18 protein-coding genes are annotated in these 20,091 nt (G+C 66.9%); 14 read left to right on the forward strand and 4 right to left on the reverse strand.

Annotated features, from left to right (window positions below):
- Nucleotides 1-112 precede the first annotated feature (112 nt).
- Entirely contained in the window at nt 113-550 is a 438-nt protein-coding gene (locus tag ABZ833_RS27485) for a GntR family transcriptional regulator (protein ID WP_361051525.1), read from the forward strand.
- A gap of 1,347 nt (nt 551-1,897) precedes the next feature.
- On the opposite strand, the gene ABZ833_RS27490 is transcribed toward ABZ833_RS27485, so the two are convergent.
- A complete protein-coding gene (locus ABZ833_RS27490) occupies nt 1,898-2,143 on the reverse strand; it encodes a hypothetical protein (RefSeq protein WP_361051528.1) in 246 nt (81 codons plus the stop codon).
- Nucleotides 2,131-2,313 (reverse strand): hypothetical protein, encoded by a 183-nt coding sequence (locus tag ABZ833_RS27495; protein ID WP_361051823.1) that lies wholly within the window; start codon nt 2,311-2,313, stop codon nt 2,131-2,133. Before ABZ833_RS27495 ends, ABZ833_RS27490 begins: the two co-directional genes overlap by 13 nt.
- A gap of 244 nt (nt 2,314-2,557) precedes the next feature.
- On the opposite strand from ABZ833_RS27495, the gene ABZ833_RS27500 reads away from it, so the two are divergent.
- The 5 genes from ABZ833_RS27500 to ABZ833_RS27520 all read left to right on the forward strand — a co-directional run bounded on the left by ABZ833_RS27500 (nt 2,558) and on the right by ABZ833_RS27520 (nt 8,213).
- Nucleotides 2,558-3,304, forward strand: a complete 747-nt coding sequence (locus tag ABZ833_RS27500; RefSeq protein ID WP_361051531.1) for an XRE family transcriptional regulator — start codon at nt 2,558-2,560, stop codon at nt 3,302-3,304.
- Nucleotides 3,305-3,306: 2 nt separating this feature from the next.
- Nucleotides 3,307-3,777 (forward strand): NUDIX domain-containing protein, encoded by a 471-nt coding sequence (locus tag ABZ833_RS27505; protein WP_361051534.1) that lies wholly within the window; start codon nt 3,307-3,309, stop codon nt 3,775-3,777.
- A 583-nt stretch (nt 3,778-4,360) separates the two neighbouring features.
- On the forward strand, nt 4,361-5,722 hold the full coding sequence (locus tag ABZ833_RS27510; RefSeq protein ID WP_361051537.1) for a hypothetical protein: 1,362 nt from the start codon (nt 4,361-4,363) through the stop codon (nt 5,720-5,722).
- Nucleotides 5,719-6,291, forward strand: a complete 573-nt coding sequence (locus ABZ833_RS27515) for a hypothetical protein (RefSeq protein WP_361051540.1) — start codon at nt 5,719-5,721, stop codon at nt 6,289-6,291. The genes ABZ833_RS27510 and ABZ833_RS27515 overlap by 4 nt, the downstream gene beginning before the upstream one ends.
- Entirely contained in the window at nt 6,288-8,213 is a 1,926-nt protein-coding gene (locus tag ABZ833_RS27520; protein ID WP_361051543.1) for an AAA family ATPase, read from the forward strand. Before ABZ833_RS27515 ends, ABZ833_RS27520 begins: the two co-directional genes overlap by 4 nt.
- Nucleotides 8,214-8,492: 279 nt before the next feature.
- Here the strand turns inward: ABZ833_RS27520 and ABZ833_RS27525 are convergent, their stop codons facing one another.
- Both ABZ833_RS27525 and ABZ833_RS27530 read right to left on the reverse strand, forming a co-directional pair.
- On the reverse strand, nt 8,493-9,689 hold the full coding sequence (locus tag ABZ833_RS27525; protein WP_361051546.1) for an FAD-dependent oxidoreductase: 1,197 nt from the start codon (nt 9,687-9,689) through the stop codon (nt 8,493-8,495).
- Between the two features lie 122 nt (nt 9,690-9,811).
- A complete protein-coding gene (locus ABZ833_RS27530; protein ID WP_361051549.1) occupies nt 9,812-10,756 on the reverse strand; it encodes an RNA polymerase sigma-70 factor in 945 nt (314 codons plus the stop codon).
- A gap of 129 nt (nt 10,757-10,885) precedes the next feature.
- Between ABZ833_RS27530 and ABZ833_RS27535 the strand changes: the two genes are divergently transcribed.
- The 8 genes from ABZ833_RS27535 (at nt 10,886) to ABZ833_RS27570 (ending at nt 20,023) form a co-directional block, all read left to right on the forward strand.
- Nucleotides 10,886-11,629 carry a chitinase gene (locus tag ABZ833_RS27535; RefSeq protein ID WP_361051552.1) on the forward strand — a complete coding sequence of 248 codons (744 nt, stop codon included), beginning with the start codon at nt 10,886-10,888 and terminating at the stop codon, nt 11,627-11,629.
- A gap of 22 nt (nt 11,630-11,651) precedes the next feature.
- The gene (locus ABZ833_RS27540; protein WP_361051554.1) at nt 11,652-12,551 is read left to right on the forward strand and encodes a DUF2797 domain-containing protein; all 900 of its coding nucleotides are present in this window, start codon (nt 11,652-11,654) and stop codon (nt 12,549-12,551) included.
- 179 nt (nt 12,552-12,730) lie between these two features.
- Nucleotides 12,731-13,123 (forward strand): antibiotic biosynthesis monooxygenase, encoded by a 393-nt coding sequence (locus ABZ833_RS27545; protein WP_361051557.1) that lies wholly within the window; start codon nt 12,731-12,733, stop codon nt 13,121-13,123.
- Nucleotides 13,110-14,030, forward strand: a complete 921-nt coding sequence (locus ABZ833_RS27550; protein ID WP_361051560.1) for an amidohydrolase family protein — start codon at nt 13,110-13,112, stop codon at nt 14,028-14,030. The genes ABZ833_RS27545 and ABZ833_RS27550 overlap by 14 nt, the downstream gene beginning before the upstream one ends.
- Nucleotides 14,031-14,104: 74 nt before the next feature.
- Nucleotides 14,105-14,866, forward strand: a complete 762-nt coding sequence (locus tag ABZ833_RS27555) for a response regulator transcription factor (protein WP_361051563.1) — start codon at nt 14,105-14,107, stop codon at nt 14,864-14,866.
- Nucleotides 14,863-16,443 (forward strand): HAMP domain-containing sensor histidine kinase, encoded by a 1,581-nt coding sequence (locus ABZ833_RS27560; protein ID WP_361051566.1) that lies wholly within the window; start codon nt 14,863-14,865, stop codon nt 16,441-16,443. The genes ABZ833_RS27555 and ABZ833_RS27560 overlap by 4 nt, the downstream gene beginning before the upstream one ends.
- Before the next feature lie 26 nt (nt 16,444-16,469).
- Nucleotides 16,470-17,798, forward strand: coding sequence for a bifunctional glycosyltransferase family 2/GtrA family protein (locus tag ABZ833_RS27565; protein WP_361051569.1), 1,329 nt, complete (start codon nt 16,470-16,472; stop codon nt 17,796-17,798).
- Nucleotides 17,795-20,023, forward strand: coding sequence for a glycosyltransferase family 39 protein (locus ABZ833_RS27570; protein WP_361051572.1), 2,229 nt, complete (start codon nt 17,795-17,797; stop codon nt 20,021-20,023). The genes ABZ833_RS27565 and ABZ833_RS27570 overlap by 4 nt, the downstream gene beginning before the upstream one ends.
- The last annotated feature ends 68 nt before the right edge of the window (nt 20,024-20,091 follow it).

Raw genomic sequence — 20,091 nt, forward strand, 5'->3', positions numbered from 1 at the left:
ACCAAGAGGTAACCACGACAGCTAGGTGTACTGCAACACCTATGTGTTGGATGTTTGCTGCTACCCATGTGTTCCGTAGGTGAGGCAGGCGTAGCCGCCGTATTCTTGGGCCATGACGCTGCCCCTCGAAGACGACTCTCGACCGCCCTACGTGCAGGTGGCCGAGTACCTCCGCCGTCAGATCCAGAGCGGCGAGCTGAGTCCTGGGGACAAGGTCCCGTCCTCCCGCGAGCTCCAAGAGAAGTTCGGACTGGCCAGCGCGACCATCCAGAACGCGTTCCGACTGCTGAAGAGCGAAGAGCTGATCTACAGCGTCCAGGGCCGGGGCAGTTTCATCCGCCGCCCCGCGGCCGGCCTAGGGTCGGAGGGCGGGACAGAGGGACCGGAGTCGTTCGAGTCGGAGGGCGACGCCGCAGGCTTGGGCTCTAGGGTCGCGTCCCTTTCCGCCGAGGTTGCAGATCTGCGCGGCCAGCTCGGCGAGATGCGCGAGACGATGCAGAGCGTGTTGGAGCTGGTGCAGCAGCTGAAGAGCGAGAGTGAAGGCGCCTAACCTCCGCTCGCACTTGCTCCAGGAGCGACGCCAGTTCGGCGATCTCCACAGCGAGACGCGTCACTTCACCGTCAAGTGCCGCTATCTCCGACTCGTCCACCAGGTCCCGCCCTTCGTTGCGCTGATCTGACTGTTCACGCCACCACGGCTCACTAGCCCGTGGGATGCCCCGTCCCGCAGGGCGGTAGAAGACTTCTCGTCCTCCCGCGCCGTGGTGATGCGACTTGCTTTCGCGTCCCGTCACGCGCACCTCTCGGTAGCCCGCTTCAGCCATGACACCGATGCTCGGTCCTTCACCTGCTACAGGTGTGGCGCGGCCTCGCCGTGTGACAGTCCGAACCGACGAGTTCAGGAAAGCTTGGAACGCCTGTGGATAAGTTCTGGCGATCCGAAGCACATAACGCCTCAATAGATGCCGAAGTGTCGATGAGTAGGCAGCGAGGAGCGGCCCGGGGAGCGAGCTGTCCAAAGTTTCTTTACTGGATCAAGGCGGCCCGCCTGCGGCGGTCCGCGCGCGCTGGCGGCCCGTGGCCGCCACCGCTCCATGTCTCCGCCACCGCTGTGGCGGCCACGGGCCGCTCAGCGCGCAGCTTCGCCAAGGCGGACAGCAAGATCAGGAAGAAGCCAGACCGCATCGAGCTCCAGGGCCAGCCCGTCGTACCCGGCCCGACCACACCACTCAATCGCTCGCTGCTCCAGGCCGGACAGTTCACAGAGCCGCAGACCGAACCCAGTTGCCACGCCACGTCAGCAACGCCAAGGGCATACAACGGTGCAGTCCGTGACGCATAGAAGTAGCGTGGCTGAGGTCGGAGCGGGGTTGCTGGAGACATACGTGGCGGGTGCTCGTTCGCCCGCCCCGCCGTCGTGGCTGACTTTCGGTGGCTGAGGCCAGAACGGGGCCTACACCGGCTGCACCGCAACACTGATTCCCTCCAACTCGATAACTGGGAACGGGGATTGCAGTCGCACCCGCGTTCGAGCACGCCGACCGCCCCGGTACCATCGGCACCGGGGTCCTGATCAGGGCTTCCGCGACCGGACCACCCGGAATGCTGTCCAGGCTGAGGGGTGGTCCGGTCTCTTGCTGTTCGTGCCCGCCGCTCGCATCAAGGGCGGGGATCGGGTCTTCCGGTCAAGGCCGGATGCAGATGTGGAACCCGTCCCCACCGAGCCCGCAGAACGTGGGGGAACACGTCGATCGGCTTCAGTCGGTGGGGACGGGGGTTCAGAGGAGAGTCGAGCTAGACGCCAGAGTGAAGCCGATGACCAGGCCGCACGATCCGGAGATCATGATGATCAGCAGCGGGCCGGTGAACTGTCCCAACCAGGTGATCGCTTGGCGCATCAGGCTCGCCTCCAAGCCCGCCACGGGCGCGTGATGATCTCGCGGTAGGTGTGGTGTGACGGGTGCTTGCCGCAGTGTTCGAGGACCCAAGCCTGAGGCTCGGCGAAGTCCTCGCCAGCCGGTGACGTCTCGCCGTCAACCGCGCACCGCATGGCGTACGTTGCCGGCTCTGCGTCAGGTTCACGATCGGGTTCGAGAGTCCACGTCTCGTACCGCAGTACAGCGCGTGGGCTCACCGTCCCCACCGCCCGTTGTCCACAGCCACTTTGGCGCTGAGCCCCTCGGACGGAGTGGGATGACGGAGCGCATCGGGTGGGACGTCCCACTCCAGGCCCCCGCACAGCGGCCGGAGTTGTACATAGGGACCCTCATGCCCCATCACGACGCCCGCTTTGCCAGTGCGCTCATCCACCATGAGAACGCCGATAGTTGGGAAATCCGCGTTGTCGGTCACTACTGCCTTCTCCTCGCCACGGGACGAACTGGCTTGGAACCAGACCGCCGCGTAACTCGGCAAGCAGTCGGCACCCGTCCGTACTCATGCGAAGAAGCATCAGGTGGACCGGCAGGACCTAGAAACCACCCTCAAACCCCACTTCGGGACGTCCCGCGTCGGGTAGAACGTCCCTAGTGCCGTCCCAAGACTCAGGGGGAGACTCATGCAGAACGAGAGACTACGTGCCGTCATGGCGGCCGGAGGCTGGACGTATGCCGCCCTCGCAAAAGCAGTTGAGGTCGACCCCAAGTCGGTCGAGCGATGGGTGAATTTGGGCCGTACGCCGCGCCGAGCCACAGCCTTGGAGGCGGCTGAAGCCCTAGGAGAAGACGTGCACGCACTCTGGCCGGCACTTCGGCAGGCCCGCCCTGCCCGCGCGATCAGCCCGGAACTCGTTGCCCTTTATGAGCAGCGTGCAGACATCCCCGTGTCCACGTTCGTGGACATGATGACGCAGGCCCGCGAGCGCATCGACGTGTTGGTATACGCGGCCGTCTTCCTGCACGAGGCGTACCCGCGGCTGAATGATCTGCTTCGTGAACGAGCCGCCGATGGCTGCACCGTACGCATCGCGGTTGGTGATGCCGAAAGCTCGAACGTCCAGGCGCGCGGCCAGGAGGAGCGGTTCGGGCACGGCATCGAGTCCCGGTGCCGCCTGGCCCTCATGCACTACCGCCCGCTGGTCGGCGTCTCCGGCATCGAGATAAGGACCCACGCGACGACGCTCTACAACTCCTTGTACCGCGCCGACGACCAGATGCTGATTAACGCTCACGTCTGGGGAGTGAACGCTTACGGTGCCCCGGTGTGGCATCTCCGCCGTAACGGGGAAGGCGGCATGTTCGACACCTACGGCCAGAGCTTCGACGCGGTATGGGCGACGGCGGAGCCGGTACATCAGGAGGAGTGACCATGGCGCGCACCGAGTACTACGACGACCCGAACGCACCCAAGCCGAACAGCATGGTCGTCGCGGCCTCAGCGGTCGTCACCGACGAGCAAGGTCGCATCCTGCTTCAGCGACGCCGGGACAACGACCTGTGGGCGCTACCGGGGGGCGGCATGGATCTCACCGATTCCCTCCCTGGGACGGCGGTCCGAGAGGTCAAGGAAGAGACCGGCCTCGACGTCGAGATCACGGGCCTGGTCGGCACGTACACCGACCCGAAGCACATCATCGAGTACACGGACGGCGAGGTCCGACGACAGTTCAACGTCTGCTTCACCGCCCGGACTGTCGGCGGCCAACTCGCGATCTCCAATGAGTCGACGGAACTCCGGTTCGTCCCCCCGGAGGAACTTGAGGACCTGCCGATGCACCACACCCAGCGGCTCAGGCTCCGGCACGCCCTTGAGCATCGTGAGCACCCGTATCTCGGCTGACGGCGACGAACGGCACTAGCAACTGGGAGTTGAACGAAGTCGTTGTCGTCGAAGGTTTTGCTCACTCCACTGAACGCACTTTCCAACTGCACTGGTGGTCTCCCGGACTGAGTGCAGATATGCCCACCTGTGGTCCTAGGTGGCTGGCCCACAGGCGGGCCACGGCATCCGGTCTCGTCTGAACGGCCATATACGGGGCTGAACTAGACGGCAGCCTCTTTTGGGGCCCAGCCGCACCAGCATGGGAGTTCCGGCAGGGGTTCATGAGCGGCACACGTGCAGCGCAAGCCATGTCGGCGGAAGCGTGGTGCTGAAGTCTTCGGCGACCGAACCTGAGTTCGTTACTCCATGTGGAGTGGTCCTCTGGGGTCACGTTGGACCGAGGAAGTGTGCAGGCTGTGGCTCCAAACAGTCCGCCTACTCGTGCTTGATGCGCGATCACTGGACAGACGACCCCGCCGAGCCATCCAAGGTCATTTTGTACGCACTACTGCACATGCGCGTGTTTGCGTGCCAAGATCTACGCACTGTTACTTTGAGACCGTGTGGGGGCGCATTGTCTGAGTCGTCAGAGCAGTCCGAGGTGACGGCCGCAGAACTGGTGGTCACGGAACCCCAGCCAGATGACTCAGGGGCCCCCACGCATGACCGCTATGACTGGCAGGCGGCGATGGCTGCTGCGGACGGCCTTCAGCTTTACCTGCATGCCCTTGGGGCAAATAAGCGCTTGAGCGGCGATGAAGACAGGCGAATCCTCTGCGAGTATCACGAGGACTGGGTTGCCATGCAGGGAGGCGCCGCAGAGCTCGTCTCGGCCAAACATAGAGACGCATCCGTGGATGCGTACAGAACCGTGAACCAGCTCGCCGATGAGGGCGGATTGGCGCATTTGTTCCTGCGGTGGCGGGCGCTGAAAGAAAAGCCTACCTGCAGATTGGCAACCAGCGGCGGCCTTCTCAGTGGTGAACCTCAGGACGTCGAGGCGGTAACCAAATCGTTTCGTGAAATGCGCCTGTCTGAAAAGGCAATAACGATCAATGGTAAACAAGCCGCATTGATCGCGAAGCTTCGTTTGGCCATTCACGCATACAGTGGGGCGCACCTTCCACCTGAATGGAAAAAGGGAAACCTCAAAGAGGTATCCGTTGAAATTCAGGATGAGGAAGTCGCGCGGTTCCTCTCGATGCTGAATATCTGCCATGGTTTGACGAGGCGAGTAGATGTCGCTTTCCTCGCGCCAACCAAATTTGCGAAACCTGTTGTGGATCATTTGGGCTATGATGTGCCCTGCGAATCCGTCTGGAATGCGGTATACGGGATTTTCCATACCCGTATGCGTGCCGCAGGACCGCGAGTCAACGCAGTCATTTCCCCAGTACTCGCCTTTATGAACGGATCTGGGCCAGCCACCTCTGCGGACAAGGAGAGGGAACTCTCAAGTCGCATTGTAACAATGCAGGATATCGACCTCGTCGTTATGACTGCCGCTGCGAATCCTGCCGCGTATGAATCCCTTGGGGCTCCTGTGAGAATGAGCCGAGCAGCCATCAAAATGGGCAGGGGGCGATGTTCGGACAACAGTATTGAGCGCGGTGAGCAACTGAGAAAGGATTATCAGCGCTATTGGCATGACCGTCTCACAGGTGATCCCACGGCGCTCGCCGACCGCGAACGATTGCGATGGCTTCTTTTGCGAGTGAGTGACAAGGTCGACACTCCGTCCCTGCGGGCGCAGGCTGTCTGGGGGTATGAGTTTTGGCGGCTTCTTCAAGATGAGCTTGATGCTATTCCAGCTGAGAGAATTCCTGCCGGAATGGATTCTGAGCTCCTGCTCGGGGGAATCAGTGAACTCGCTAATGCTTGCCAGGTATGGTTCAGTGATCGATTCGATGTAGCGGCAGAATTTGACAGGATCCGTGAAGAGAACCGCGGGAGCGCGGCATGAGTACCGCTTACGATGATCTGAAACTCGCATTACTTAAGGAGGACCTGGCCTATCACCAGGCGCGAGTTCTGCTTCTCGTGGACGCAGTATCCAAGGCTTCCGGACACGCGGGAAAACTTGACGGTCTGACAAAGCTCGCCAAGATGGACTTCCTGTTGCGGTACCCAGCCTTGGCGGCGAAGATCCTAGACGATCTCTCAGTAAACGATCCTCGGCTCAATCTTACCCGCGAGGAATTAGTTACGCCCACGAATGTTGAGGCACCAATGGTGCGCTATAAGTACGGGCCATGGGATGACCGGTATTACGCTGTTATTGGTGCATTAGTAGGCCGTGGACTTCTACGGTACGCCAAGGGTAGAAAAGGCAGCGTCGCTCTGGCTCCGACCAAGGAGGGCCGGCGCCTCGCAGAGCAGATGAGTATGACCCGCGATTGGAAGGCGCTGAGTGAGCGCAGTGAAGCGATCGCCGATGCGTCAGCGGGGAAGACTGGAAATTCCCTCAAGGACCTCATCTACCAGCGCCTCGAAACCCTGATGGACCGTCCGCATCGGCAGGTAATCAAATGACCTTGAACTTCCGAATCAACGAACTCTCTCTGTACACCACTGAGGGCCAGGTTCGCTATGAGTTCGGATCTGACCTGACGGTACTCGAAGGGCCTACGGGGGTGGGGAAAACCACTCTACTTGAACTCATCAAGTATGGATTCGCGGCAGGAGAAGCACGGCTCGCACCGGTAGCGACGGAATCTATCCATGATGTTGCTATCGATGTCAGCATCGGCAAAGACCAGTTCCTGATCGTGCGCAGCCTGGATGCAAAGAAGAGCAAGAACGTACGAGTAACTGATCTGATTACAGGGGAAAGGCTTCCCGATCACTCCGTTGGTGACGGGGAGTCGAGCTTCAATAGTTTTCTCCTTGAAAAGCTTGGGTTTCCCGACAACGTTCGTGCCGCTGCCCAAAAAAGTAGGAGCAGTAAGCCGGGAAGCCGTATCACCTTTGGTGATATTTTCAAGTTTGTTTATATTCCGCAGTATGCCATTAATAGGGATATCGCAGAGAGTCGAGACAGTTACTACGAGCCAAAGCGAAAGGCTGTATTCGAGCTCCTGTTTCGGTTCACGGATCCAGATATCCTCTCCATGCAGTCGCAAGTGAACCTCCTGAATGGCCAAATCGATGTCGCTGCTGGCCAGCTGAGGACCGTCCTGGACTTTCTCCGCGACAGCAACACCAGCGGTCGAGAAGAGGTGATGGAAAGGCTAGCTGCAGCAGTAGAGGAACAAGAGCGGGCCTTGGAGGAGCTAAACGCACTACGGGAAGAGCTGGATCCCGTGATCGACCGGCAAACGCAAGCCTATCGAGACCTACTCACGGACGCAGAGAGGACTTTGTCTGAGGCTCGCGCTTCAGTGCAGGACCTTGCACGAGAGCGTGACCAAATCCGAACTGAGCGGCAGCGTGTGCTGTCCGATCGCGCGCGTCTTGAGCGGATGCGTGATGCGGGCGCCAGGCTGGCGAATATCGAGTTCTCGGTGTGTCCGCGCTGTATGCAGTCAGTGAAGAACCGACAAGTAGCAGAAGATCAGTGTCGACTCTGCCTTCAGCCGGACCCGGTGTCACCTGATCAAGCATCTGACAGCTATGAGCTTCAGCAACTTCAACTTCAATTGGAGGAGATGGATGCTCAAAGTGAGGTAAGTGAGCAGCAACTAGCAAGAGCCGAGCGGATGGTCCTCGACCGAGAGTCCTTGGTCAGGAAGCTGACAGCAACGCTTGAAGAGCGTACTGCCCAGCGCGTTACGCCTCGCTTGCAGGCCTTCGCTGATGTATCGGATCGAAGGGCAACTGCCCGAACTCAGCATGAGCACCTTGAGGCGGTACTGCAGCAGTGGGATCGAGTTTCAGACATCGAACTGGAGGTCAAGAACCTTCGTTCAGATCAAGAGCGAATTAAGGCGAATATTACTGCTCGCAAAGCTGCACTTGAGTCGCACAAAAGCATGATTCTCGACGATATCGAGAAGGAATTCAAGACTACGATCAAGGCCCTAAGGATTGCTTCTGTTGAAACCTCTGGGTTCGACAGGGAGAGCTATCTGCCATTGATCAATGGAAAGGCTTTCACGAAGGCCATGATGAGCGGTGGAGGGTCCATGACGGCGATGCAAATTGCTTACTGGACCTCATTGATGACAGTTGCGGAAAAAACAGGAGCTCCGTATCCGTCAATTTTGGTTATCGATGGGCCTAGGTTGGCGCTGGACCCAGGAAGCGTTACGTGCAGAACCATCTATCAGCGGCTTGTTCGCGGAGTGAGCGATCCCCCTGGTGCGGTGCAATTTATTGTCGCCGACAATGAAATCCCGAGCGATTATCGTGGTGATTTCGCTCGGGTTAGGTTCGACTACGCGCACCCCACGGTCTCTACGGTCCGCCACCCGGGGCAGGGGAATGTGGACGTGATCGCTTCAGCGGACGAGTGACGAGTCTCTGGCCAGATTGCCGTGCTGAAGCCCTGTAGGCGCAGACAGGTGCAGGTGCCGTCATGGGTCAGGTTGACGGCAATCCTGACGGCAACGGCGGCACACAGACACGCATGATCGCCAACCTGGGCGATCAAGGTTAGAGGTAGTCGGTCCCTCAGCTGCGATCTTGCCCGATCCTACGGATCAGAAGGTTGCAGGTTCGAATCCTGCCGAGTGCACAGACTGAGAGGCCCCGGACGAGAGTCCGGGGCCTCTTTCGTGCGGCCCCTGTGCGGGTCAGGCCGCCAGCTTCGCGGTCGGGTCCGTCTCGGGGTGGTTCTGTGCGACACGGCGGGGCCTCGTCGGCATTCCGAGCAGGGGGTTGGCCACGCCCCACGCCGCGCCCTTGCAGATCAACTCCTTGTAGACGGCGGCGAGCCGGCCCGTCAGGGCGCTGCGGACCGCGCGGTCGTCGGCGGTGACGTACTGGATCAGGCCGTCCTTGCGGCCCAGCGAGATGCACTGGTTGAAGTAGCGCATCGGGGTCTTCGGGATCTTGCCGCCGGTCAGGCGGGCCGCGATGGCGTCCGCGGCCTGCCATGCCATCGGGGTGCCCGTGGCGCACGACATCCGCAGCGGCTTGTCGCCGGGGCCCATCGCCATGGCCGCGTCGCCGACCGCGTACACGTCCGGGTGCGAGACCGAGCGCATGGTCCGGTCGACCACGATCTGGCCGGTGTCGGTGACGTCCAGCGTGGTGGCCCGTGCGATGGGGTGGACCGCGAAGCCGGTGGTCCACACGGTGACCGCGGCCGGGATGGACGTGCCGTCGGCCGTGGTGACGGCGTCGGGCGCCACGCCGGTGACGGCGGCCTGCTCGTGCGCGGTGATGCCGAGCCTCGCGAAGACCTTCCGTACGTGGGCGCGGCCCTTGGGCGAGAGCCAGTCGCCGAGTCCGCCGCGGGCGGCGAGGGTGACGTCGAGGTCCGGGCGGGCCTCGGCGATCTCGGTCGCGGCCTCCAGGCCGGTGAGGCCGCCGCCGACGACGACCACGGGCTGTCCCGCGTCCAGGCCGGCCAGGCGCTCGCGCAGCCGCAGCGCTCCGGGGCGCCCTGCGATCTCGTGGGCGTGCTCGGCGGTGCCGGGGACGCTCTGGGCGTTCCAGCCGCTGCCGAGGGCGTAGACCAGGGTGTCGTACTGAAGTTCCTCTGCGCCCTGCTCGTCGCTGACGGCGACCGTCTTGGCGTCGGCGTCGACGCCGGTGACCTTGGCGAGCCGCAGTTCGACGCCGGTGTTCGCGAACATCTCGCTGAAGGGCCGGGGCCTGAGGTCCTGGCCGACCGTCAGCTGGTGCATCCGGACGCGCTCGACGAAGTCGGGCTCGGCGTTGACGAGGGTGATGGCGACATCCTCGCGGCTCAACCGCTTGGCAAGGCGTCCGGCGGCGATGGCTCCGGTGTATCCGGCTCCGATGACGACGATGCGGTGCTTCATTTTCCTGCTCCTGTCATCAGCTCTTCAGCGGGTTCGTCACTTGAACCGGGCAGCCCGCTGTTTCCTGACAGACATGTGGTGTGAAGCAGGTCACATCGTGGACAGGGTGGGTGTGGTGGTGATCAGAAGGCCTTCAGCAGGGGGGTTCCGTGGTCCCTGGTCGCCCACTGCCGGGTCGCGCGTTCGAGCTTGTCGGGGTTCACCTGGTTGCGGAACGCGACGATGCCCTCGTCGGTAATCTCCAGGCACATGACGCCGACGACCCGGTCGGCGACGGTCACCACGACGGCGGGGGCGCCGTTGGCGGTCGAGATGTAGATGTCGGGTGAGCCGCCGACGTGGGCGCGCTTGGCCTCGCTGGGCTTGAACAGGCCCCGCATGAACTTCGCGACCGCGACAGCGCCCTCGAACGCCTTGGCGCGCGCCGGGACCTTGCCGCCGCCGTCGCCGATGGAGATGGCGTCCTCGGTGAGCAGCCGCACGAGCGGCTCGGTCCGGCCGCTGGTGGCGGCCGCGAGGAACTCCTCGACGATCCGCTGGGCGGCGGCCTCGTCGATCTCGGTGCGGGGCTTGCCGGCCGCGACGTGCTTCTTGGCGCGGTGGAAGATCTGCTGGCAGGCGGCCTCGCTGATGTCGAGGATCTCCGCGACCTCCCGGTGCGGATAGCCGAAGGCCTCCCGCAGCACGTACACCACACGCTCGTTGGGCGAGAGGCGCTCCATGAGGGCCAGGACCGCGTACGAGACCGATTCGCGCTGTTCGGCGGTGTCGGCGGGGCCGAGCATCGGGTCACCGGCGAGCAGTGGCTCGGGGAGCCACTGGCCCACGTAGGTCTCGCGCCGGGCGCGGGCCGATGTGAGCTGGTTGAGACACAGGTTGGTGAGGACCTTCGTCAGCCAGGCCTCGGGGACCTCGATGCGGTCGACGTCGGTGGCCTGCCAGCGCAGGAACGTGTCCTGCACCGCGTCCTCGGCGTCGCTCGCGGAGCCGAGGAGGCGGTAGGCGATGGCCTCCAGGCGGGGCATGAAGGCCTCGAACCGGTCCGTGTCGTTCATGGTCACAGCCATGTTCCGGATCCTAGCCCGCGCGGCGCGCGGCGCTCTCGGGTCGTGGAAGTCCCGGCCATATTGACATGCTCGGCACAATGGTCCGGACCAATCCCGCAGGGGATGGTGACGTCCGACGGGAGTGATGACGTGGTGTGGAGAAGGCGAGGCCGAGTCCTGGCCGTGCTCGTGGCGGTCGCGTTGCTCTGCGGGGTGGGCGGGAGCAACTCCTTCGCGGCGCCCGGCGGCCCCCATGACGGGGAGGAGCGGGGCAGGGACCGATTCGTCGTCAGCGAGCGGCAGTTCGAGCGAATGTTCCCGGAGCGGGACTCCTTCTTCACGTACGAGGGTCTCGTCGAGGCGACTCGTGCCTATCCCGAGTTCGCGCGGACGGGGAGCCGGACGGTGCGTCGGCAGGAGGCCGCCGCCTTCCTGGCCAACGTCAGCCATGAGACCGGCGGGCTGTTCTACGTGGTCGCGCAGGACGAGTCGACCTATCCCGTCTTCTGCGACAAGACCCAGCCCTTCGGGTGCCCGGCCGGGGAGTCCGCGTACTACGGGCGGGGCGCGATCATGCTGAGCTGGAACTTCAACTACAAGGCCGCCGGGGACGCGCTGGGGATCGACCTGCTCAACGACCCGTGGCTGGTGGAGCGCGATCCGAAGGTGGCCTGGATGACCGCCCTTTGGTACTGGAACACCCAGACCGGGATGGGCACCCTGACCGGGCACGAGGCCATGGTGCGGAAGAAGGGCTTCGGCGAGACCATCCGCAGTCTCAACGGACCCGAGTGCGACGGAGGGCGGCCCGAGCAGGTGAAGCACCGGGTCGGGCTCTACCGGGACTTCGTCCGGGTGTTGCATGCCACGCCCGGACGGCACCTGAGTTGCTGAGCCGGGGCGCAAGACTGTCCCCATGGAGTGGCGTAGTGCGGGGCTGAGCTGGGCGGACCGGGAGCGGCCCGCGCTCGTGTGGGAGCGCGGGGACGTCAGCCCGCTGGTCGTGGGGCGGCGCGTGGGGTTCCGGGCCCTGGGGCGGCGGGAGTGCGTGGGGGCGCGGGGCAACGCGTGTCCCGTCGCCGCCGTCGTGCCGGGGCGGGGGACCCAGGCGCGGTGCGCCGAGTGCGCGCGCCTGGACCGGGCGCACTCGGTGGCCGCCGACACCATCGCCGACGATCCGCGGACCTACCGCGTCTATCTCGCGTGGTTCGGCGCCGGGATGGTGAAGGTCGGCATCACCCGTGAGGAGCGGGGAGCGGCGCGGCTCCTTGAGCAGGGAGCCGTCGCCTTCGTCTGGCTGGGGCGCGGGCCCCTGATGGCCGCGCGGCGGGCCGAGGAACTGCTGCGGGTCACCCTCGGGGTGCCGGACCGGATCTCGTACGCCAAGAAGCGGGCCGTCAGGGCCGCGTTGCCGGGCGTGGACGAGCGGCGGGGTGAGCTGGAGCGGATGCATGGCTTCGCCCTCGCGCTCGACGGGTGGCCCGAGTCGCTGGAGCGGGTGGCGCTGGGGGAACGCGGTGTGGGGGGCCACGGTGAGCACGGTGTGGTCGATCACGGTGAGGTGTTCGGGGTGGAGCGGCTCGGCGGCGTCGGCGGGTTCGCCGTCACCGAGCTCGTCGACGGCGGTGTGGTGCTGGGGGATCTTGTCGCCGTGGCCGGGCCCGATCTGTATCTGGATGACGGCGGGGACGGCGGGCGTCTTGTCGTGCTCGACAGCAGGCTGCTGCGGGGCTGGCGGCTTGAAGGGGCCAGGGGCGCGGAGCGTACGAATGTTCCTGTGCGGGAGGTTCCCGTCGTTCAGGGCGGGCTCTTCTGAGCCTCGGGCGGAGGCTCGGGCGGAGCCGCGTACGGGGTCTCGGGCGGAGCCGCGTACGGCGTCTCGGGCGGAGCCGCGTCGCGATCAAGCTGACCGGATGGTCAAGTCTCGCTGCCCGTACGGCAATGAAGGCGGGGAGAGGGTGGACAGGCGGGTGGGGCGCGGCTGAGTCTGGGGACATGAGTGATCAATCCGTTGCGCCTGTTCCCCCCTTCGAACCGCCCTACTACGCCGTCGTGTTCACCTCCGTGCGGACCGAGGCCGAAGGCGGCCAGGAAGACGGCCACGACGACGGCCGCGACGACGGTCACGACGACGGCTATGACGCGACCGGGGCCCTCATGGACGAGCTCGTCGCCTCCGTGCCCGGCTTCCTCGGAATGGACTCCGCGCGGACGCCCGGCGGGCTCGGCATCACCGTCGGGTACTTCCGGGACGAGGAGGCGATTCTGCGGTGGCGCGGCGACGCCGAGCACCGCACGGCCCAGAAGCGCGGGCGCGCTGAGTGGTACGACAAGTACGTCGTCCATGTCGCCAAGGTGGAGCGGAGTCACGGCTTTGAACGGGTATGAGGGCGAAGGCAACGGCCATGACGGTGAAGGCAGGGCTGTCCGCGACTTCTGGGAGCGGCTCGGACTGCCCGGCCTCATCGACGTGCACACGCACTTCATGCCCGAGCGCGTGCTGGCCAAGGTGTGGGACTACTTCGATTCCGCCGGACCGCTGACCGGCGTGCAGTGGCCCATCGCCTATCGGCACGAGGAGGAGCAACGGCTCGCGCTGCTGCGGGAGTTCGGGGTGCTCGCCTTCACGTCGATGGTCTATCCGCACAAGACGGGCATGGCGGAGTGGCTCAATGGATGGGCCGCCGATTTCGCCCGCCGGACGGACGGCTGTCTGCACACGGCGACCTTCTTCCCCGAGCCGGGGGTGGAGGCGTATGTGCGGGATGCCGTCGATGCCGGGGCACGGATCTTCAAGTCCCATGTGCAGGTGGGGGGTTACGACCCGAACGACCCCGCGCTCGGGCCCGTCTGGGGGCTGCTCGCCGACGCCGGGATCCCGGTCGTCGTGCACTGCGGGTCGGGACCCGCGCCGGGCAAGCACACCGGGCCCGAGCCGATCGGGCGGCTGCTCGCGCGCCACCCCCGGCTGCGGCTCGTGGTGGCGCACATGGGCATGCCGGAGTACGTCGACTTCCTGGACCTCGCCGAGCGGTACGGCGAGGTCAGGCTGGACACGACCCTGGCGTTCACCGACTTCTGCGAGGAGCTCTCGCCGTTCCCGCGAGCGGAGCTGCCACGCCTCGCCGATCTGGGGGACCGGATCCTGCTGGGCTCGGACTTCCCCAACACCCCGCACGCGTACGTGCATCAGCTGCACGCCCTGGAGCGGCTCGGCCTGGGGGACGAGTGGCTGCGGGCGGTGTGCCACGGGAACGCGGCCCGGATCTTCGGGATGCCGGGCGCCACCGCCTAGCACGAGGCCGTTTCTCAGGGAATTCACAGGTTCTGGCAAGAGCACTCTCAGGGCCGCGCCGCAGGCTGTGTGCCATGACTACGACCTCGCCCCAGGGGCGTACCGAACTGCTCAGGGCGGACGGGAGCCCCGTTCGCGTGCTCGTCGTCGACGACGAGGTGTCGCTGACCGAGCTGCTCTCCATGGCCCTGCGCTACGAGGGCTGGCAGATCCGCAGTGCGGGGGACGGCGCCGGAGCGGTGCGCGCCGCCCGCTCCTTCCGGCCCGACGCCGTGGTGCTCGACATGATGCTGCCGGACATGGACGGCCTGGCTGTCCTCGGACGGCTGCGGCGTGAGCTGCCCGACGTGCCGGTGCTCTTCCTGACGGCCAAGGACGCCGTCGAGGACCGGATCGCCGGGCTCACCGCCGGGGGCGACGACTACGTCACCAAGCCCTTCAGCCTGGAGGAAGTCGTCGCGCGCCTTCGCGGGCTCATCCGCCGGGCCGGGGCCTCCGACCGGCGCAGCGAGTCCGTCCTCGCCGTCGGGGACCTCACCCTCGACGAGGACAGCCACGAGGTGACGCGGGGCGGGGACTCCATCCACCTCACCGCCACCGAGTTCGAGCTGCTGCGGTTCCTGATGCGCAATCCGCGGCGCGTGCTCAGCAAGGCGCAGATCCTCGACCGCGTGTGGAACTACGACTTCGGGGGCCAGGCCAACGTCGTCGAGCTCTACATCTCGTATCTCCGCAGGAAGATCGACGCAGGCCGTGAGCCGATGATCCACACCCGGCGCGGCGCCGGGTATCTGATCAAGGCCGCGCCCTCGACCGAGGCGGCAGCCGCCTCATGAGACGGCGGCGGCAGCCGCGGTCGCTGCGGACGCGGCTCGTCGTCTCGGCGGTGGCGCTGATCGCCGTCGTCTGCGCGGTGATCGGCACGGTGACGACCATCGCACTGCGCTCGCACCTGTACGACCAGCTGGACGGCTCGCTCGGCACGGTCGCGATGCGCGCGTCGGGTCCGCTGCCGAAGCCGGGGGCCGACGAACACGGTGCCCCTTCCGTGGACCAGGGCGATCCGCTGCGGTTCGTCTCCAAGGGGCCCCAGGAGGTCGGCACCATCGGGGCCGTCGTCGAGGACGACGGCTCGGTCGGCCAGGCCCTGGTCAGCAACGAGCCGGACAGCGGATCCTTCGAGCCGCGGACCGACCAGCTCGACGCGGCGCAGTCCGCCGCGCTCGGCTCCGTGCCGCGGGACGGGCAGGAGCACAACGTCGAGATCCCGGTCCTCGGTGACTACCGCGTGAAGTACGCGACAGGACCCAACGGCGACTTCCTCGTCGGCATCCCCACCACCAAGGTGCAGAACACCCTCGAAACGCTGATCATCGTCGAGGTCAGCGTCACCGCCGCGGGCCTGGTCGCCGCCTCGCTCGCCGGTGCGGCCATGGTCGGCGTCGCGCTGCGCCCGCTGCGCCGGGTCGCGACGACCGCGACCCGGGTCTCCGAACTCCCCCTGCACAGCGGCGAGGTGACGCTGTACGAGCGCGTCCCCGACACGGAGCCGAACACGGAGGTCGGGCAGGTGGGCGCCGCGCTCAACCGCATGCTCGACCATGTGCACTCCGCGCTGCACGCGCGCCAGGAGAGCGAGACGCGGGTACGCCAGTTCGTCGCGGACGCCAGCCACGAGCTGCGTACGCCCCTTGCCTCGATCCGCGGATACGCCGAACTGACGCGCCGGGGGCGGGAGTCGACGGGCCCCGACACGCGGCACGCGCTCGGCCGGATCGAGTCCGAGGCGCAGCGCATGACCGGGCTCGTGGAGGACCTGCTGCTGCTCGCCCGGCTCGACGAAGGGCGTGACGGCGGGCGCCCGGGAGGCGGTGGGCCCGGTGCCCGACTGCCGCTCTCGTATCAGAGCACTGATCTCTCACCGCTGGTCGTGGACACCGTGAGCGATGCGCGGGCCGCGGGCCCGGAGCACGTCTGGTCCCTTGAGCTGCCGGACGAGCCCGCGCTCGTGCTCGCCGACGCGGCCCGCCTCCAGCAGGTCGTCGTCAACCTCCTCGCCAACGCGCGTACGCACACGCCACCTGGCACGAAGGTCACCGCACGCGTGCGCCGCGCCGGACCCGGCGTCTGCCTGGAGGTCGAGGACGACGGCCCCGGCATCGCCCCCGCCCTCCTCCCCCACGTCTTCGAACGCTTCGCCCGCGGTGACGCATCGCGCTCCCGCAACGCCGGATCCACGGGGCTCGGCCTCGCCCTCGTACAGGCCATCGTCGCGGCGCACGGCGGCGGTGTGACGGTGGAGAGCGTGCCGGGACGGACGGTGTTCACGGTGACGCTTCCTACGGAATCCGTGCAGGTCAGCGTCCCCGGGCGGGACTCACAGGCGGGCCACAGGCTCACCACACAGGCCTGACAGACCACTTGGCGAATGTCGGTGTCATGCAAACCGACTCTTCCCCGGGCGGCGCTTGCTCGGTGCCTCTGCCGGCGCGGGCCCACCTTCCCGCCGGACGGCGCGATGTGCCCGTCCTGGACATCGTGATCCCCGTCTACAACGAGGAGAAGGATCTGGGGCCGTGCGTGCTGCGCCTGCACGACCACCTCGTACGCACCTTCCCCTACCCCTTCCGGATCACCATCGCGGACAACGCGTCCACGGACCGCACCCCCGAGGTGGCGGAGCGGCTCGCGGAGTCGAGCGAGGAGGTCCGCTACACGCGCCTCGAGCAGAAGGGGCGCGGGCGCGCCCTGCGCGCCGTGTGGTCCGCGTCGGACGCCCCCGTCCTCGCCTACATGGACGTGGACCTGTCCACCGACCTCAACGCGCTGCTCCCGCTGGTGGCGCCGCTGATCTCCGGGCACTCGGACCTGGCGATCGGCTCCCGGCTCGCGCGCAGCTCGCGCGTGGTGCGCGGCCCCAAGCGGGAGTTCATCTCGCGCAGCTACAACCTCATCCTGCGCGGCTCCCTGCACGCGCGCTTCTCCGACGCCCAGTGCGGCTTCAAGGCGATCAGGGGCGACGTGGCGGGGGTGCTGCTTCCGCTGGTCGAGGACACCGGGTGGTTCTTCGACACGGAGATGCTGGTGCTCGCCGAGCGGGCGGGCCTGCGGATCCACGAGGTGCCGGTCGACTGGGTCGACGACCCGGACTCCACGGTCCACCTGGTCAGGACGGCCACGGACGACCTCAAGGGGGTGTGGCGGGTCGGGCGCGCCCTCGCGGTCGGCGCGCTCCCGCTCGACCGCCTCGCACGCCCCTTCGGGGACGACCCGCGCGACCGGCAGCTGACCGGCGTACCGGGCGGCCTCGCCCGCCAGCTGGTCGGCTTCTGCGTGGTCGGCGCGCTCTCCACGCTCTTCTATCTGCTCCTGTACTCCGGCTTCCGTACGTTCTCGGGGTCGCAGGTGGCCAACGCGCTGGCCCTCCTCGTGTCGGCGGTCGCCAACACCGCGGCCAACCGCCGGCTGACCTTCGGGGTGCGCGGCCGTGACCGCGCGATGCGCCACCAGGCGCAGGGCCTGGTCGTGTTCGGCATCGGCCTCGCCCTGACCAGTGGCTCGCTGGCCGCCCTGGGCGCGGCCTCGGGCGACCCGTCCCACTCCACGGAACTCGCCGTCCTGATAGCGGCCAACCTCGCGGCGACGGTGCTGCGGTTCCTGCTGCTGCGGGCCTGGGTGTTCCCGGACCGCGGCCCCGACGCGGCGCCGCCGGACGCCCCGTCCTCGTACGAACTCACCTACGCACACGACCCGAGGAACGCACGATGACGACGACTTCCCACCCGCCCGCGCCGCTGCACGCGGCGCCGGGTGAGCGTGCCCACCGGGGCCCGCGCACCCTGCCCGCGCGGCTCTGGCGCGGACGCCCCGACGACCCGCGCTGGGCACGCCCCGCCTTCCTCGGCCTGCTGCTCGCGACCGCGGTCCTCTACCTCTGGAACCTCAGCGCGTCCGGCTACGCCAACTCCTTCTACTCCGCGGCCGTCCAGGCGGGCAGCCAGAGCTGGAAGGCGATGTTCTTCGGCTCGCTCGACGCGGGCAACGCGATCACCGTCGACAAGCCCCCGGCCGCGCTCTGGCCGATGGCACTGTCCGTACGCCTCTTCGGGCTCAACTCCTGGGCGGTGCTCGCCCCGCAGGTGCTCATGGGGGTCGCGACGGTCGGCGTCCTGTACGCGGCCGTGCGCCGCCGCTTCAGCCCTGCGGCCGGGCTCATCGCGGGCGCGGTGCTCGCGCTCACGCCCGTCGCCGCGCTGATGTTCCGGTTCAACAACCCGGACGCGATCCTCGCGCTCCTGATGACCGTCACCGTGTACTGCGTGCTGCGCGCCCTGGAGAACGGCCGCACCAAGTGGCTGGTGTGGGCGGGCGTCGCGGTCGGCGTCGCCTTCCTGGCCAAGACGCTCCAGGCGTTCCTGATCCTGCCGCCGCTCGCGGTCCTGTACGCGGTCTGCGCGCCCGTGCGGCTGCGCAAGCGCTTCGGCCAGCTCGCCCTCTCCGGGCTCGCGATGGTCGTCGCCGGTGGCTGGTGGGTGGCGATCGTGGAGCTGTGGCCCGCGTCCTCGCGCCCGTACATCGGCGGATCCCAGAACAACTCCTTCCTGGAGCTGACCTTCGGCTACAACGGCCTCGGCCGCATCAACGGCGAGGAGACCGGCAGCGTCGGAGGAGGCGGCGGCCCCGGCGGTGGCGGCGGTGGCGGCCAGTGGGGAGAGACCGGGCTCGGGCGGATGTTCAGCTCCGAGGTCGGCAGCCAGATCTCCTGGCTGATCCCCGCCGCGCTGATCCTGCTCGTCGGCGGCACCATCCTGACCTGGAAGGCCCGCAGGACCGACACCGCGCGCTCGGCGTTCGTGGCGTGGGGCAGCGCGCTCCTGATGACGGCGGCCGTCTTCAGCTTCATGGCGGGGATCTTCCACCAGTACTACACGATCGCCCTCGCCCCCTACATCGCGGCGCTGATCGGCATGGGCGCCACGGTCCTGTGGGAGGAGCGGGCCAAGTGGTGGGCGGGCGCGCTGCTCGGCGTGAGTGTCGCGGGCACGGCGTGGTGGGGGTACGTCCTCCTCGGCCGGACCCCGGACTACCTGCCGTGGCTGCGCTGGGCGGTGCTCGTCGGCGGCCTCGTGGGCGCGCTCGGCCTGCTGCTCGCGGCCAAGCTCGGGCGCCAACTGGCCATCGCGGCGGTGGGGCTGAGCTTCGCCGCATCCGTGGCGGGTCCCGTCGCGTACACCCTCTCCACCGTGAACAGCGCACACACCGGGTCGATCGTGACCGCGGGTCCCGCTTCGGCGGGGCGGATGGGCGGCGGCCCCGGCGGCGGCGGTCCCGGCGGGGGCGGCAAGGGCGGGGGCGGCGGGATGCAGCCGCCCGGCCAGCAGGGCCAGCAGGGCCAGCAGGGCCAGAACGGCAAGCAGGGCAACAACGCCATGCAGCCCCCCACCGGCGGCCAGAACGGCGGCGGCATGGGCCAGCCCCCGGGCCAGACCGGCCAGACCGGCCAGACCGGCAAGCAGGGCACCAACTCCCAGGGCAAGCAGGGCCAGCAGGGCCAGCAGCAGGGCGGCTTCCCCGGCGGCGGCACCGGCGAGCGCGGCGGCATGGGCGGAGGCGGCGGCATGGGCGGCCTCCTCAACGGCGCCCAGGTGAGCAGCAAGGCCAAGAAGCTCCTGGAGGCCAACGCCGACGACTACACCTGGGCCGCGGCGGCCATCGGCTCGCAGAACGCGGCGAGTTACCAGCTCTCCACGGGCGACCCGGTGATGGCCATCGGCGGCTTCAACGGCAGCGACCCGTCCCCGACCCTCGCGCAGTTCAAGCAGTACGTCGAGGACGGAAAGGTCCACTACTTCATCTCGGGCGGTGGCATGGGAGGCGGCATGGGCGGCGAAAGCGGCACCTCCTCCAAGATCACCTCCTGGGTGGAGGACACCTTCAAGAAGGTCACGGTCGGCAGCGCGACCTTCTACGACCTGACCCAGCCGAAGAGCTGACCCGCAGCTGACGGACCGGACGGGGTCGACCGCACGCCGCGGTCGGCCCCGTCCGCGCTGCCCGCCAG

The organism is Streptomyces sp. NPDC047525, from assembly GCF_040643025.1.
Classification (GTDB): Bacteria; Actinomycetota; Actinomycetes; order Streptomycetales; family Streptomycetaceae; genus Streptomyces; species Streptomyces durmitorensis.